The organism is Klebsiella terrigena, assembly GCF_006539725.1.
Taxonomy (GTDB): domain Bacteria; phylum Pseudomonadota; class Gammaproteobacteria; order Enterobacterales; family Enterobacteriaceae; genus Klebsiella; species Klebsiella terrigena.
On record NZ_BJNO01000002.1, the window covers coordinates 401,409 to 415,489 of the forward strand.

The 14,081-nt window shown below is 62.3% G+C and carries 13 protein-coding genes; 3 read left to right on the forward strand and 10 right to left on the reverse strand.

The features are described from left to right. Positions 1-118 precede the first annotated feature (118 nt). On the forward strand, positions 119-1,162 hold the full coding sequence (gene selD / locus RTE01_RS04725) for a selenide, water dikinase SelD (RefSeq protein ID WP_041145116.1): 1,044 nt from the start codon (positions 119-121) through the stop codon (positions 1,160-1,162). Positions 1,163-1,166: 4 nt separating this feature from the next. Beyond that, positions 1,167-3,125, forward strand: a complete 1,959-nt coding sequence (locus RTE01_RS04730) for a DNA topoisomerase III (RefSeq protein ID WP_141334738.1) — start codon at positions 1,167-1,169, stop codon at positions 3,123-3,125. Between the two features lie 84 nt (positions 3,126-3,209). Here RTE01_RS04730 and gdhA read toward each other — a convergent pair whose 3' ends face one another. Beyond that, positions 3,210-4,553, reverse strand: coding sequence for an NADP-specific glutamate dehydrogenase (gene gdhA, locus RTE01_RS04735; protein WP_123551298.1), 1,344 nt, complete (start codon positions 4,551-4,553; stop codon positions 3,210-3,212). 308 nt (positions 4,554-4,861) lie between these two features. Next, on the reverse strand, positions 4,862-5,272 hold the full coding sequence (locus RTE01_RS04740; RefSeq protein ID WP_041147588.1) for a pyrimidine (deoxy)nucleoside triphosphate diphosphatase: 411 nt from the start codon (positions 5,270-5,272) through the stop codon (positions 4,862-4,864). 87 nt (positions 5,273-5,359) lie between these two features. Here RTE01_RS04740 and RTE01_RS04745 point away from each other — a divergent pair, with 87 nt between their 5' ends. Beyond that, entirely contained in the window at positions 5,360-5,983 is a 624-nt protein-coding gene (locus RTE01_RS04745) for a CDP-alcohol phosphatidyltransferase family protein (protein WP_115193071.1), read from the forward strand. A gap of 5 nt (positions 5,984-5,988) precedes the next feature. On the opposite strand, the gene RTE01_RS04750 is transcribed toward RTE01_RS04745, so the two are convergent. The 8 genes from RTE01_RS04750 to xthA all read right to left on the reverse strand — a co-directional run bounded on the left by RTE01_RS04750 (position 5,989) and on the right by xthA (position 13,649). After that, a complete protein-coding gene (locus RTE01_RS04750; RefSeq protein WP_134525649.1) occupies positions 5,989-7,296 on the reverse strand; it encodes a sulfurtransferase in 1,308 nt (435 codons plus the stop codon). Between the two features lie 87 nt (positions 7,297-7,383). Further along, positions 7,384-8,016: an ATP-binding cassette domain-containing protein gene (locus RTE01_RS04755; protein WP_134525651.1), complete on the reverse strand. Its 633-nt coding sequence runs from the start codon at positions 8,014-8,016 to the stop codon at positions 7,384-7,386. Next, a complete protein-coding gene (locus RTE01_RS04760) occupies positions 8,016-9,551 on the reverse strand; it encodes an ABC transporter permease subunit (protein WP_134525653.1) in 1,536 nt (511 codons plus the stop codon). The genes RTE01_RS04755 and RTE01_RS04760 overlap by 1 nt, the downstream gene beginning before the upstream one ends. Further along, positions 9,524-10,693, reverse strand: coding sequence for an ABC transporter substrate-binding protein (locus RTE01_RS04765; protein ID WP_134525656.1), 1,170 nt, complete (start codon positions 10,691-10,693; stop codon positions 9,524-9,526). The genes RTE01_RS04760 and RTE01_RS04765 overlap by 28 nt, the downstream gene beginning before the upstream one ends. A gap of 2 nt (positions 10,694-10,695) precedes the next feature. Then, positions 10,696-11,265, reverse strand: coding sequence for a carboxymuconolactone decarboxylase family protein (locus RTE01_RS04770; protein WP_076945342.1), 570 nt, complete (start codon positions 11,263-11,265; stop codon positions 10,696-10,698). Further along, positions 11,262-11,972, reverse strand: coding sequence for a TVP38/TMEM64 family protein (locus tag RTE01_RS04775; RefSeq protein ID WP_134525658.1), 711 nt, complete (start codon positions 11,970-11,972; stop codon positions 11,262-11,264). The genes RTE01_RS04770 and RTE01_RS04775 overlap by 4 nt, the downstream gene beginning before the upstream one ends. After that, the gene (locus RTE01_RS04780) at positions 11,959-12,618 is read right to left on the reverse strand and encodes a TVP38/TMEM64 family protein (RefSeq protein ID WP_134525660.1); all 660 of its coding nucleotides are present in this window, start codon (positions 12,616-12,618) and stop codon (positions 11,959-11,961) included. Before RTE01_RS04780 ends, RTE01_RS04775 begins: the two co-directional genes overlap by 14 nt. Before the next feature lie 224 nt (positions 12,619-12,842). After that, positions 12,843-13,649 carry an exodeoxyribonuclease III gene (xthA, locus tag RTE01_RS04785; protein ID WP_076945345.1) on the reverse strand — a complete coding sequence of 269 codons (807 nt, stop codon included), beginning with the start codon at positions 13,647-13,649 and terminating at the stop codon, positions 12,843-12,845. Positions 13,650-14,081 lie beyond the last annotated feature (432 nt).

Here is a 14,081-nt window from a genome sequence, read left to right on the forward strand (position 1 = left end):
TCGCAAAATCGCATATTTGTCTGCTTAATGAGCAACTATTCGCGATTTCAGACTGTCGTACTTACCACCTTGACGTTTGGGCGCTACCATAGCGGGATTGCAATGACAGGAGATGTCCATGAGCGAGCAAGCTATTCGTTTAACGCAATACAGCCACGGAGCCGGTTGCGGGTGTAAAATTTCCCCTAAAGTGCTGGAAACTATCCTTAAAAGTGACCAGGCAAAATTTATTGACCCCAATCTGCTGGTGGGCAACGAAACCAGCGACGATGCGGCGGTCTACGACCTGGGCAATGGCACGTCCATCATCAGCACCACCGACTTCTTTATGCCGATTGTCGACAGCCCGTTCGACTTTGGCCGCATTGCCGCGACTAACGCCATCAGCGATATTTTCGCCATGGGCGGCAGGCCGATTATGGCGATAGCGATCCTCGGCTGGCCGATTAATACCCTGGCGCCGGAAATCGCTCGTGAAGTGGTTGACGGCGGCCGCTTTGCCTGCCAGCAGGCGGGGATCGCGCTGGCCGGCGGCCACTCCATTGACGCGCCGGAGCCGATTTTTGGCCTCGCGGTGACCGGCGTGGTGCCCACCGAGCGGATCAAGAAAAACAGCACCGCCGAGGCGGGATGCCGGCTGTTCCTCAGCAAACCGCTGGGGATCGGCGTGCTGACCACCGCCGAGAAAAAATCGCTGCTCAAGCCTGAGCATCAGGGGCTGGCTACCGAAACCATGTGTCAGATGAACCTCGCTGGCGCCGCGTTTGCCAATATCGACGGCGTGAAGGCGATGACCGACGTCACCGGCTTTGGCCTGCTTGGCCACCTGAGCGAGGTGTGCCGCGGGGCGGGCGTACAGGCGCAGCTGAACTATGCCGACATCCCCAAACTGCCGGGCGTGGAGGAGTACATTCTCGCCGGCGCGGTTCCCGGCGGCACCGGACGCAATTTCGCCAGCTACGGCCATCTGATGGGCGAAATGCCCGCGGAGTGGCGCGATCTGCTGTGCGATCCGCAAACCTCCGGCGGCCTGCTGCTGGCGGTCTCGCCGGAAGCTGAAGCCGAGGTCCGCGCGGCGGCAGAGGCGTCCGGCGTGACGCTGGCCGCTATCGGCGAGCTGGTTACCGCCCGCGGCGGACGCCCCATGATCGAGATCCGTTGATTACATGCGGCTGTTTATTGCAGAAAAACCGAGCCTCGGCCGCGCCATCGCCGAGGTGTTACCCAAGCCGCATCGCAAGGGTGACGGCTATATTGAGTGCGGCAACGGGCAGGTGGTCACCTGGTGTATTGGCCATCTGCTGGAGCAGGCGCAGCCGGATGTCTACGACGGGCGCTACGCGCGCTGGAACTTGGTCGATCTGCCCATCGTCCCGGATAAGTGGCAGCTACAGCCGAAACCCTCGGTCAGCAAACAGCTTAACGTTATCAAGCGGCTGCTGGGCGACGCCGAGGAGGTGATCCACGCCGGTGACCCGGACAGAGAAGGTCAGTTGCTGGTGGATGAAGTTCTCGACTATCTGCAGCTGGCGCCGGAAAAGCGTCAGCAGGTGCAGCGCTGCCTGATAAACGATCTTAACCCGCAGGCGGTTGAGCGGGCGATTTCTCGCCTGCGCGCCAACAGCGAATTTATTCCGCTCTGCGTATCGGCGCTGGCCCGCGCGCGCGCCGACTGGCTGTACGGGATCAACATGACCCGCGCCTACACGCTGCTCGGGCGCAACGCGGGCTATCAGGGCGTGCTCTCGGTCGGGCGCGTGCAGACGCCGGTGCTCGGGCTGGTGGTGCGCCGTGATGAAGAGATCGAGAACTTTGTGGCGAAGGATTTCTTCGACGTGAAAGCGCATATCGTCACTCCCCAGGACGAGCGCTTTGTCGCGACCTGGCAGCCGAGCGATGCCTGCGAATCCTGGCAGGATGATGAAGGACGCCTCCTGCATCGCCCGCTGGCCGAACACGTCGTCGCGCGAATTACCGGCCAGCCGGCGCTGGTCACCGCCTACAACGATAAGCGGGATTCGGAGCCCGCTCCGCTGCCGTTTTCGCTCTCTGCGCTGCAGATTGAGGCCGCAAAGCGTTTTGGCTTCAGCGCGCAAAACGTGCTGGATATTTGCCAGAAGCTCTACGAGACCCACAAGCTTATCACCTACCCGCGTTCGGACAGCCGCTACCTGCCGGAGGAGCATTTCGCCGGTCGCCATACGGTACTCAACGCCATTGGCGTCCACGCGCCGGATTTACTGCCCCAGCCGGCGGTTAACCCGGGGATCCGCAACCGCTGCTGGGACGATAAAAAGGTTGATGCGCACCATGCCATCATTCCCACCGCGCGCAGCAGCCAGGTGCGGCTGACGGAGAACGAGATCAAGGTCTACGGCCTGATCGCGCGTCAGTACCTGATGCAGTTTTGCCCGGACGCGGTGTTCCGCAAATGCCAGATTGACCTTGAAATCGCCAACGGCAAGTTTGTCGCCAAGGCGCGCTTCCTCGCCGAGGCTGGCTGGCGGGCGCTGCTGGGTAATAAAGAGCGCGACGAAGAGAACGACGGTACGCCGCTGCCGGTGGTGGCGAAAGACGATGAGCTGCTGTGTGAGAAGGGCGAAGTGGTGGAGCGGCAAACCCAGCCGCCGCGCTATTTTACCGACGCGACGCTGCTCTCTGCGATGACCGGGATTGCCCGCTTCGTGCAGGATAAGGATCTGAAGAAGATCCTGCGCGCCACCGACGGTCTGGGCACCGAGGCGACCCGCGCCGGAATTATTGAGCTGTTGTTTAAGCGCGGCTTTTTAGTCAAGAAAGGGCGCTATATCCACTCGTCGGACGCGGGACGGGCGCTGATCCACTCCCTGCCCGAAATGGCCGCTCGGCCGGATATGACCGCGCACTGGGAATCGGTGCTGACGCAAATCAGCGAAAAGCAGTGCCGCTATCAGGACTTTATGCAGCCGCTGGTGGGAACGCTGTATCAGCTTATCGACCAGGCGCGCAGCACGCCCGCGCGTCAGTTCCGCGGTATCGTTGCGCCGGGTGGCGCTAAGAAAGCGTTCAGTAAAGGCAAGCCAGGGGCGAAGGCCAAGGGCAAGGGCAAGAAGCCGGCGGCGGATGCGCCTGCCGACAATCCATAATCAAAGACCCCGCAGGCGGGGTCTTTTTCGTTGGGCTCCGTCAGCGGCTCTCCCGGAAAAGCGCGACCCGGGAGAGTCAGCGGATTAAATCACACCCTGTGCCAGCATCGCATCGGCGACCTTAACGAAGCCGGCGATGTTGGCGCCGCGCACGTAGTTAGTCTGCTTCGCTTCGCCGCCGTACTCCACGCAGGCGTGGTGAATATCGAGCATGATGTGGTGCAGGCGAGCGTCAACCTTCTCTGCTTTCCAGCTCATTCGCGCGGCGTTCTGCGCCATTTCGAGACCGGAAGTCGCTACGCCGCCGGCGTTAGCGGCTTTACCCGGCGCGAACAGCACGTCGGCTTCGAGGAACAGATCGGTTGCCGCGATGGTGGTCGGCATATTGGCGCCTTCGGCCACGGCCTTCACGCCGTTGGCGATCAGCAGGCGGGCGGCGTCAACGTCCAGTTCGTTTTGCGTGGCGCACGGCAGCGCAATATCCACCGGCACGGACCACGGCTGCTGGCCTTCGAGATACTGCAGGCCAAACTCGCGGGCGTAGTCGGCCACGCGACCGTCGCGGCTGGCTTTAATTTCGCACAGGCGCGCCAGCTTCTCTGGGGTAAAGCCCGCTTCATCGACCACGGTTCCGCTGGAGTCGGAGGCGGTAATGACGCGCGCGCCAAGCTCCATGGCTTTTTCGATGGCGTACTGGGCAACGTTACCGGAGCCGGAAACCGCTACGCGCATCCCTTCGAAGCCCAGACCGTGGCGTTTAAGCATCGCTTCGGTGAAGTAGACCAGACCATAGCCGGTTGCTTCCGGGCGAATCAGGCTGCCGCCAAAGGAGAGCCCTTTGCCGGTGAAGACGCAGGCGCTGTTGTTGGAGAGCTTACGCATCATCCCGGCCATAAAGCCCACTTCGCGACCGCCCACCCCGATATCGCCAGCCGGTACGTCGGTGTCCGGGCCTAAGTGACGATACAGTTCGGTCATCAGCGACTGGCAGAAGCGCATCACTTCGCCGTCGCTCTTTCCTTTCGGGTCGAAGTCGCTGCCGCCTTTACCGCCGCCCATAGGCAGGGTGGTCAGGGCGTTTTTGAACGTTTGCTCGAAGCCGAGGAATTTGAGGATCGACAGGTTGACCGACGGGTGGAAGCGCATGCCGCCCTTGTACGGGCCGATAGCGGAGTTGAACTGCACGCGCCAGGCGCGGTTAACCTGAACCTGATTACGGTCATCAACCCATACGACGCGGAACTGGATAGCCCGCTCCGGTTCAACCAAACGTTCCAGCAAATTGAGCTGGCGATAGCGCGGATTTTCCTCAAGGAAAGGCCACAGGGTGGTCATCACCTCGCGGACGGCCTGAGCAAATTCGGTTTGATGAGGATCGCGCTGTTGAACGCGGGCGAGAAAACCTTCCAGAGTGCACGTCTGATCCATAGATATAACTTCCCCTTATAGTTGTGGTTGCGTTTATACATGTCATCCTTCAGCCCGCCTCCCGGCGCTGCAGCGCTCGCTTACCCCGTGCGCTTACTCGCGTAAGCTGCCGGAGAACGACTCTCTTGCCGCCTCGATGCAACCTGAATGATTTTATGGATATTTATTATGATTCGGCCCTTGAAAAAGCCGATTTTCCGACTATAACACCAGCAATCGTTAGGCAAGCAAGGAAAAGTTATCCTGAAAGCAAAATTTATAATCCGCCGGTTGTCATAACTAAAAACGATGACGGCGGCCTGACGGTATTAGCGGGAAAGGAGAGACGCGCTTTGGGCGATAAAGGCTTCCAGCAGGGGGATATCCGCTGGCGCGAGGTTGAAGGTTAAGGCTTCCTGCGGCGAGCACCAGCGCAGCTGGCTGTGGTAGTGCGCGGTTGGCGTACCGCTAAAGTGGGGCACCCACCAGGCGTGAAGATGAATCAGCCGGCCGGAGACCTCCCGCCGATGGCTGGCGATATAGCGGGCGGGAAGGGCGACGATGCCGAGCTCCTCCTGCAGCTCGCGGGCAAGCGCCTGCGCCTGGCTCTCGCCGGACTCCACCTTTCCGCCGGCAAATTCCCACATTCCCGGCTGGTCAGCGTGCGGCGGGCGCTGCGCGAGCAGAATGCTGCCGTCTCGTTCAATAATGGCGGCCACAACATCAATGGTTTTTAGCATCTGAATCATCGTTCCATGAAGGATAATGGCCTATTATCACCGCCTTTGTGACGCCCAGACAACCCCTTAGCCCGCTGGAGATATGCCGTGCTCGACCGCCATCTGCACCCCCGCCTGAAGCCGCTGCTCAACGCCTGCGCCGCGCGGCTCGACCGCCCCGGCATCTCCGCCGATGGCGTAACCCTGCTGGGCTTCGCCGTTGGCGTACTGGCGCTGCCGTTACTGGCGGCGGGATGGTATTACGCGGCGCTGGCGGCCATTGTCGTGAACCGGCTGCTGGACGGGCTTGACGGGGCGTTGGCGCGCCGCAGAGGGCTAAGCGACGCCGGGGGCTTTCTCGATATTGCGCTCGATTTCCTGTTTTATGCGCTGGTGCCGTTTGGCTTTATCCTCGCCGATCCGCTGCACAACGCCGTTGCCGGCGGATGGCTGCTGTTTGCCTTTATCGGTACCGGCAGCAGCTTCCTTGCCTTTGCGGCGCTGGCGGCAAAGCACCAGATTGATAATCCGGGCTATGCGCATAAATCGTTTTACTATATTGGCGGCCTGACGGAGGGGACGGAGACGATCCTGCTGTTCGTACTGTGCTGCCTGTTTCCGGCGCACTTCGTCTGGCTGGCGTGGGTCTTCGGCGGACTGTGCTGGCTGACGACGGCGACCCGCATCTACAGCGGCTACCTGACGCTGAAGCAGGTTCAGCGCCAGGCGTAGGCCAGCTATATGCTGCTATCCGGGCCGCGCTCGCCGCTCTGTACCGGATTTTTAGGATCGCTGCTCCACTCGTACCAGCCGCCGTCGTAGACAGAGACGTTTTTCCAGCCCATCGCGCGGGCGTACATAAAGGTCTCTGAGGCGCGCCAGCCGGTTCCGCAGTAGAAAGAGACCTGCTGATCGGGGCGAATATTCCACTGCTGCCACATGGCGGTAATGTCGTCGGCGCTGCGCATGGTGCCATCCGGATTATGGAAATCCTCCATATGGGTGGAATCGCTTCCCGCATGGCCCCAGCGCGCGCCGGCAATCTCACCTTTGCGCTTGATGTAGCTATAGCCGCTGGTGGTGCCGATAAACTCCTGCCACGAGCGAATGCTGACCAGCGAGGCATCCTGACGATGCAGCAGCCCGCGCGCCTGCTCCATATCCAGCATCAGCTGCGGCTGTCCGGGGATAACGGCGCCAAAGTCCGGCTCCGGCTTCTGCTTCGCCGGCATGCCGCGTTCGACCGGCAGCCCGGCGTCGGACCAGGTTTTCCAGCCGCCGTCGAGCAGGCGGACGTCCTTCACTCCTGCATACAGCATGATCTGCGCCACGCGCGCGGCGGCGTAGACGTCGCGGCCGTAGAGAATGACCGTGGTGTCATGACGAATGCCGTTTTTTGCCAGCAGGGCCTGCAGCTGCGCGTCGGAGACTTTGTTCCACAGCGGTTCGCTCTCCACCTCGTTGGTGTCGATATAGCCGGCGGCAGGAATGTGGTTCAGCAGATAAAATTTCGGCGCGCCCCAGGCGGCTTCAAAAACTTTCCACTGGCCGGCGGGTGCGGCGGCGACCGCTTTACCCTGCTGCAGATCGTGCAGCCACTGAGGGTAGACCAGCTGTTCGACGTGCGGCAGCTTTTGCAGGCGCGCGGGCTGGCTGAGGGCATCGCTCAGGGTGTTGATATGGGTAAAGCCCGCGGCCTTCAGGCGAGCGGCAACCCGGGCGTTGTCCTCATCGCTACCGTACAGCGCAACGGGCGTTGCGGCCTGCAGCCGATGCCTGGCTGCCCATGCGCCGAGCTGCTGGTCGTTCATGGCGCCCAGCCAGCTGGCGGAGAGGTTCAGCGCCTGCGGCTCGTGGCCCTGCGGGCCGCCGTTGGCCTGCGGCCAGCCGTTATAAAACGCGCTCAGGCGGGTATCGATGGCGACGCCGTGCTGTTGTTGCAGGGCGGAGAGCGTCAGCGCTGGCATGGCGTCAGCAGCGAAAGTGGAGGAAGCAGCAAGCCCAACCAGCAGGGCGAGCGCGGTCAATTGAGAAACACGTTTCATCGAAATGCCCGACAGTAGAAAATTGAGCGGCTATTCTCCTCGCTCCCGGCGGTGAATTCTTTGCGATAACGCAGGTCAGGGCGGTTTTCATTGCCAGCGGCTCATCTGCAGGCAGCGGCCGGCGGCGGGGATATCGTGGCCGTCGTGGGTGACCAGCACCGCCGGGATCGCCAGCCGGGCGAGCTCGTCGAACACCCAGCGGCGAAAATCGGCGCGCAGTTCGGCATCGAGGCGGTTAAACGGCTCATCCAGCAGCAGCGCCAGCGGCCGGGCCAGTAGCGCCCGCAGCAGGCTGACGCGCGCGCGCTGTCCGCCGGAGAGCGTCGCCGGATCGCGAGGGTAGAACCCCGCCAGCCCGGCGCGATCCAGGGTGTGCTCCACCAGGGCGCGCCGTTCGGCACCGCGAACCTCAGGCGCCACCGCGAGCATCAGGTTTTGCCCGATGCTAAAGCCATCGAACAGCAGGGCATCCTGAAAAAGGACGCCGATTCGCCGCCGCTCGGTGGGGCGTCCGTCGCAGCGCTCGCCGTCCAGCCACAGTTCGCCTGCGGCGTGAAAATTCTCGTCAAGCGCGCCGGCCATCCAGGCAAACAGCGTCGATTTCCCGCTCCCGGAGGGGCCCATCAGCGTCAGCACTTCCCCCGGGGCGACGCAAAATTCAACGTTCCGCAGCAGCGGCCTGCCATTGAGCGTCAGGGTCAGGTTGTTCACGGTCAGCACTAGCGTAATCCTCGTCGGTAGCGGCCCGCCAGCCAGGCCAGCAGGGCGGTGAGGGTAAAGAAGAGCGCGGGCAGCAGCAGCTGCCATAATGCCTGAGCGGCAAGGTTTTGCGTATCCCCGCCGCTGCTCAGCGCCACGGCTTCGCTGGTTAAGGTCGGCGTGCGTCCGGCGCCCAGCCAGAGCGTTGGCAGATACTGGGCAATACTGACCGAGAAGCCAACCGCCAGCGCCGCCAGCAGCGGGCGAGCGAGCAGCGGCAGCTTAACCAGGCACAATATCCGCCCGCGTCGCCAGCCGAGCGTGCGGGCGATCAGCTCCAGGCGCGGATCGCGGTTGCGCCATGCCGGGCGCAAAATAAACAGCATCCACGGCACGACCCACAGCAGGTGACCCCACAGGACGGTGAAGAGCCGCCCGTCCAGCCACGCGTAGAGCGCCAGCTGATACTGACCGTCCGCCAGCGGCAGCGCCGGGAGAAGCGGCGGCAGCCAGACCCAACCGTCGCCGCGGGAAGGTCCATACTCCAGCCACAGCAGGCAAATGATGCCGCCCAGCGCGCAGGAGAGGAGCGCCAGGCTCAGGCTGTTGGCGACGCTGGCGCCTGCCGGAACGGCGGTTTGCGCGACGGCGGCGAGAAACAGGGCGCAGAGCAGGCCGCTCAGCGGCACGACGATGGCCACCACGCGCCCGACGCCCGCACCGGAGTGGAGACGCCGCACGCCGCGCAGGTCCGGTATCTGCCGACGCCACAGGCGCCAGGCTCCCCACGCGCCGGCGGCCAGCAGCCCCAGAATACCCACCAGCAGCAGGCTGGCGAGCGCCCCTTTTGCCTGCTGCAGTTCGTCTCCCTGGTTTAGCCACTGCCAGGCCAGCACCGCCAGCGTTGGCGGATTTCCCGGACCGAGGATAAGCGCGACGTCTACCGCCGACAGGCTCCAGGCGGTGGTGGCGAGCAGGATAATTGCCAGCGAGGGCATCAGCGTCGGCAGAATAAGCCAGTGCAGGCACTGCCAGCGGCCGTAGCCGAGGCTCTTCAGCACCGTAACCTGCTCAGCCAGCCGCTTTTCGCCCATCAGGCCGTAGATCGCCCACAGCAAAAAGCCGCTCTCCTTCACCGCCAGCGTCAGGCCGAGCCCCAGGCCGTAGCGATCGACGGCGGGCGTGCAGAAGGTACAGACCCGATACCACCAGCCGCCTTCGGCAAACAGCAGCAGCGCGGCGGTGGCGAAGGCCACGTGCGGTACCGCCAGCAGCAGCGGCAGACGCCCGGCCAGCCGCCGCCAGCGTCGGGAGGGCCACAGCGCCCCGGTGACGGTCAGGGTGAGCAGCAGCGCGCCGCCGACCGACAGCAGGGTTGAGACCAGGGTTGCGCTGAGCGCCTGCCACAGCTGCGGATCGGCAAACAGCGCCTGCCAGCGGGAGAGACGCAGCGCGGGGGCAAGCATCAGCCCTGCCGCGGGCAGCAGGGGCAGATAAATCAGCCCCATCGCGCCCCACGCCAGCAGGCTCAGCGCGTGCCGTAGCGGCGCAGCCATTCCTGCTCCAGCGCGTCAACCCAGGCGGCGTGCGGTTCCGCCAGTACCGGCGGCATATTCTGCGGCATCAGCCGCCGCAGGGCTTCGCCCTCGGCCGGCGGCAGATCCTGCGGGTCAAGCACGCTCGGATCGCCCCATACCGCAGGATCGGCCTTGCGCAGCTGCGCCGCCGGCGACAGCAGAAAATTCGCCACCACCTTCGCCCCCGCCGAGGCGCGGGCGTTGGCCGGGATCGTCACAAAGTGCACGTTGCCGAGGGTGCCTTTGGTGAAGCCAAATCCGTAGCTATCCTTCGGCAGCTCGCCGCTGGCGGCCTTCTGCTGCGCATGCAGCGGGTTAAAGGTGAGCGAGAGGCGCAGGGTGCCGTTCGCCAGCATGGTATCCATGCGCGCCGCGGAGGGCGGGAAATCGCCGCCTTCGCGCCACAGCAGCGGATGAAGCTCGTCGAGATAGCGCCACAGCGGGGCGGTGACCTCGGCAAAACTCGCGGCCTGCGGCGGCTGGCGAAGGGCGTCGGGCTGCCGGGTCAGCTCGATAAGCAGCTGCTCCAGCAGAGCGGTACCGATGAAGTCCGGCGGGCGGGGATAGGTGACGCTTCCCGGATGAGCGGCGGCAAACGCCAGCAGCGCCTGCGGGCTTTTCGGCCCGTCCGGGGTTTGCGAGCGGCGGGCGATAAAGGTGAGCTGGGCGCTGCCCCACGGCGACTCCGCGCCGTCGGTGGGCATGGAAAAATCCTCGCTGACCGGCTTCTGCCGATCGACATAGCGCCAGTTGGGCAGCGTCTGCGCCCACCCGGTTTGCAGCAGCCCGGCGGCTTTCAGAGTGTGAAAGTTCTCGCCGTTAACCCACAGCAGGTCAATGGAGCCGCCCCGGCTGCGCCCGGCCCGCGCTTCGGTCTGGATCCGCCTGACGGCATCGGCGGCATCGGCAATATGAACGATCCGCAGGTCAATCGCATAGTCGCGCTTAACCGCTTCGCTGACCCAATCCAGGTAGCGGTTGACCGCCGGATCGCCGCCCCAGGCGTTAAACCACACCGTTTGCCCGCGCGCCTGCGCTTCGGTCTGCTGCCAGCTCTCGCCGGCGTTGACGGCCAGCGGCATCAGTAGCAGCGCCGCCAGCCAAATCCAACAACAACGCATACTCACTCCTTATGATTTGAATCTGCAGGCCCGGAGGTCGGGATCCGACACAGGCCCTGCGCCGGGATGGCCATGGCGGAATTAAAGCGCGCGGAGAGATTTTGCAGGCCGATCAGCGCCGTCAGCTCGGTGAGCGCCCGGGCATCAAAGCGTGCTGCCAGCCGGTCGCGCAGCGCATCGTCAACGGTGGGGGGCGTCAGGCTGGCGGCCTCGGCATATTCCAGCGCCAGCCGCTCGCTATCGCTGAACAGCCCGCTGTGCCGCCAGTCGGCGACCGCCAGTAATTTATCGCGGCCGCCGCTGCGTTGCGCCAGCTTCATCTGCGTAATATCAATACAAAATTCGCACAGGCACATCTGGGCGATACGCGCGCTGACCAGCGAACGCAGCACCGGGTCGAGCGGCGAGCGTCGGCGTTCGAGATAGCCGACAAACATCGACACCAGGTAAAAAATAAACGGAATGCGCCCCCACCAGCGGATGGGGTTGAGCACCTCCCCGTAGTGGCGGCGGTGCAGCCAGGCCTGCGGGCGGAGGATCGGCGGAACGGAGTCCAGCGGCGGCAAACTCATGGTGAATTCCTCTTTTGACGTTCAGAATAGCGCGCTTTGGCGATAGCGATAACCACCGCCAGCGCCAGCAAAATAGAGAGTCCGGTGACCAGCCAGGAGATTCCGCCGGTTAACAGGCTGCCCGCCCAGGAGTAGACGATGGTGGCCGGGAGCTGGCCGATGCCGGTGGCGATCGCAAACTGGCGAAAGCGAATGGAAGTGAGGCCGGCGGCGTAGCTGATAGGATCGAACGGAACAAACGGCAGCAGCCGGCAGACCAGCACGGTGTGCCTGCCGTAGCGATCAAAAAAGGCGTCCATGCTGCGGAGAATCGTTTTTCCGGTCAGCTTCTCAACCGCCTCGCGGCCGAAGACTCTGGCGATGAAAAAGCACAGCGCCGCGCCCGCCATCGCGCTGGCCCAGGAGAGAACGCCGCCCCAGAATGCGCCAAACAGCGAGGCGTTGGCGAAGGTGATTAAAAAGGCGGGCAGCGGGGCGACCACGGCCTGCAGGATCATGAGGGCGAAGGAGACCAGCGCCGCCTGCGGGCCGTACGAGTCGATAAAGCGCTCAATGGCCTGCGGATCTAACGCCGAGAACGCCGCCAGGCTGCGCTGGATAAACTCATTCGCGGCAGGCACCCGCCAGCCGATAAGCAGCGCGGCGGCCAGCGCGACGACGGTCGCGAGCCGAGAGTAGCGGAACGGGCGCGGTTTATCGGGTCTCATCCTCAGCCTTGATATTATCGGGTGCGATCCGCCGACGGCGAGCAAACATTTTTGCCGCCTGAACCAGGCCAAACAGCGCCATGCCGGCGAGGCTCAGTTTAAGCATAAACGCGAGGGTTATTCCCGCCCTGGCGAGCTCGCTGGCCATCAGGGTATAGATAAAGATACCCGGCAGAGTGGTGAGTGCGGAAATAAGCGTAAATGACCAGAACGAAATGGCCGTCAGGCCATAGGCATAGTTTTGGATATTATAGGGAAACAGCGGAACCAGCCGCGTCAGAATTAAAAAATCGCTGCCGTTACGGGCAATGCCGCGCTCGATTGCCCGCAGCGTTGCCGTATCGCCGGCGTATTTCAGCAGCGCGTCGCGGCCCAGCCAGCGGGCCAGCAGAAATGAGAGCGCAGAGCCAACGGTGGCGGCGCAGAGCGATAAAAGCGTGCCCGTCAGCGGGCCAAAGACAATACCGCCGACCGCCACCAGAATAGTGCCAGGGATCAGGCACAGCGTGGCGACAATAAATAGCGCGATATAGAGCAGATAGCCGAAGGCGCCGCTTTGCGCGATCAGCGTCTGCAGATGACGAAAATGGGTCAGCAGCCCGCCGAGGCCGAAGTAATAGACGGCGCTGACGGCAGTGCACAGCAGAATAGCGGCAAGCAGCAGTTTATATTCAGCGCGATAACGGCTTCTTTTGCATTGGGGCCTCCTGTATAAACCGCGCGCCTTGAGCCTGTTCTCGGGAAATAACGGTGCGCGCGACAGTATAGTAAATCGCGCAGCACAACAACGGATTACCGCCGCTTTGTTGATTTTGCTCAGGATAATCAGACTCTCCGCCGGCAGAGGGCGGAGAGTCTGGTCAGCGTGGGTTACGGCTTAAAGCTGGCCCATACCGGCGCGTGATCGGAGGGTTTTTCCATGGCGCGAATTTCGTAATCAATGCCGGTTTCGATACAGCGCTGCGCCAGCGGAGTGCTGGCCAGCAGCAGGTCGATACGCAGGCCGCGATTGTCGTCGAAGCCTTTGGAACGGTAGTCGAACCATGAGAACTGCTCGTTGTTTTCCGGGTTGGCGTGACGCCAGGTATCGACCAGGCCCCAGTCCAGCAGGCGCTGCATCCACTCACGCTCTTCCGGCAGGAACGAACATTTACCGGTGCGCAGCCAGCGCTTGCGGCTCTCTTCGCCGATGCCGATATCGAGATCCGTCGGGCTGATGTTCATATCACCCATGATCAGCACCGGATTGTCCTTTTTCAGCTCGTTATCGAGGTAGTCCTGCAGGTTCTGGTAAAACGCCGCCTTGGCGGGGAATTTTGTCGGATGATCGCGGCTTTCGCCCTGCGGGAAGTAGCCGTTGATCACCGTCACGTTACCTGATGCGCTGGGGATTTCCGCCATGATAATGCGGCGCTGGGCCTCTTCATCATCGCCCGGGAAGCCGCGACGGACGCTAACCGGCGTCTCTTTGGTCAGCAGGGCGACGCCGTAGTGGCCTTTCTGTCCGTGGTAGAACACGTTGTAGCCGAGCTTTGCCACCTCTTCGAGAGGGAACATGTCGTCGTGAACTTTGGTTTCCTGTAGGCCAATGACGTCAGGCTGATGCTTGTCGACGATGGCGGCCAGCTGATGCGGGCGCGCACGCAGGCCGTTGATATTAAAAGAGACAAATTTCATAGTCGCTGCCACTGTGCAAGGTGAATAGTGCAGGGATGTTAGCAGAAATTCGGCAGGCTGGCTGCCGGAAGGCATTTTATTGTCCGCCGCGCCGGGCGCAGGGCGGCGAATGGCCAAATCCTGCACCATTCTGGCGCGTCCCGCGCCAAAAAAGGGCGAATATCTACGATAAATTTCGTAGAGGATCACAAATACAGAATTATATCTTACTGATGAATAAAGTATCTGTTTTATTCACTGTTCATCGGCCTTTATCGGATTGTTATTCACTATTTATGCATTTAATGTGAATATTTCATTTTTGTAAGCTATTGATATTCCGCGATCTACCTCAGTTTATGCATTTTTTCCTCTGGCTGGCACGATGCGTGCAATCTACATTTACAGCGTAATCACTCATAATATTTAACATTATTCATACTTTTTATTTAC

What these genes read in the sequence shown, in the direction of transcription:
- RTE01_RS04740 (WP_041147588.1), bottom strand. Translation starts at nt 5,272, where the DNA reads ATGCTAAAAACCATTGATGTTGTGGCCGCCATTATTGAACGAGACGGC.
- RTE01_RS04770 (WP_076945342.1), bottom strand. Translation starts at nt 11,265, where the DNA reads ATGAGTTTGCCGCCGCTGGACTCCGTTCCGCCGATCCTCCGCCCGCAG.
- RTE01_RS04730 (WP_141334738.1), top strand. Translation starts at nt 1,167, where the DNA reads ATGCGGCTGTTTATTGCAGAAAAACCGAGCCTCGGCCGCGCCATCGCC.
- RTE01_RS04750 (WP_134525649.1), bottom strand. Translation starts at nt 7,296, where the DNA reads ATGAAACGTGTTTCTCAATTGACCGCGCTCGCCCTGCTGGTTGGGCTT.
- RTE01_RS04775 (WP_134525658.1), bottom strand. Translation starts at nt 11,972, where the DNA reads ATGAGACCCGATAAACCGCGCCCGTTCCGCTACTCTCGGCTCGCGACC.
- xthA (WP_076945345.1), bottom strand. Translation starts at nt 13,649, where the DNA reads ATGAAATTTGTCTCTTTTAATATCAACGGCCTGCGTGCGCGCCCGCAT.
- gdhA (WP_123551298.1), bottom strand. Translation starts at nt 4,553, where the DNA reads ATGGATCAGACGTGCACTCTGGAAGGTTTTCTCGCCCGCGTTCAACAG.
- selD (WP_041145116.1), top strand. Translation starts at nt 119, where the DNA reads ATGAGCGAGCAAGCTATTCGTTTAACGCAATACAGCCACGGAGCCGGT.
- RTE01_RS04765 (WP_134525656.1), bottom strand. Translation starts at nt 10,693, where the DNA reads ATGCGTTGTTGTTGGATTTGGCTGGCGGCGCTGCTACTGATGCCGCTG.
- RTE01_RS04760 (WP_134525653.1), bottom strand. Translation starts at nt 9,551, where the DNA reads ATGGCTGCGCCGCTACGGCACGCGCTGAGCCTGCTGGCGTGGGGCGCG.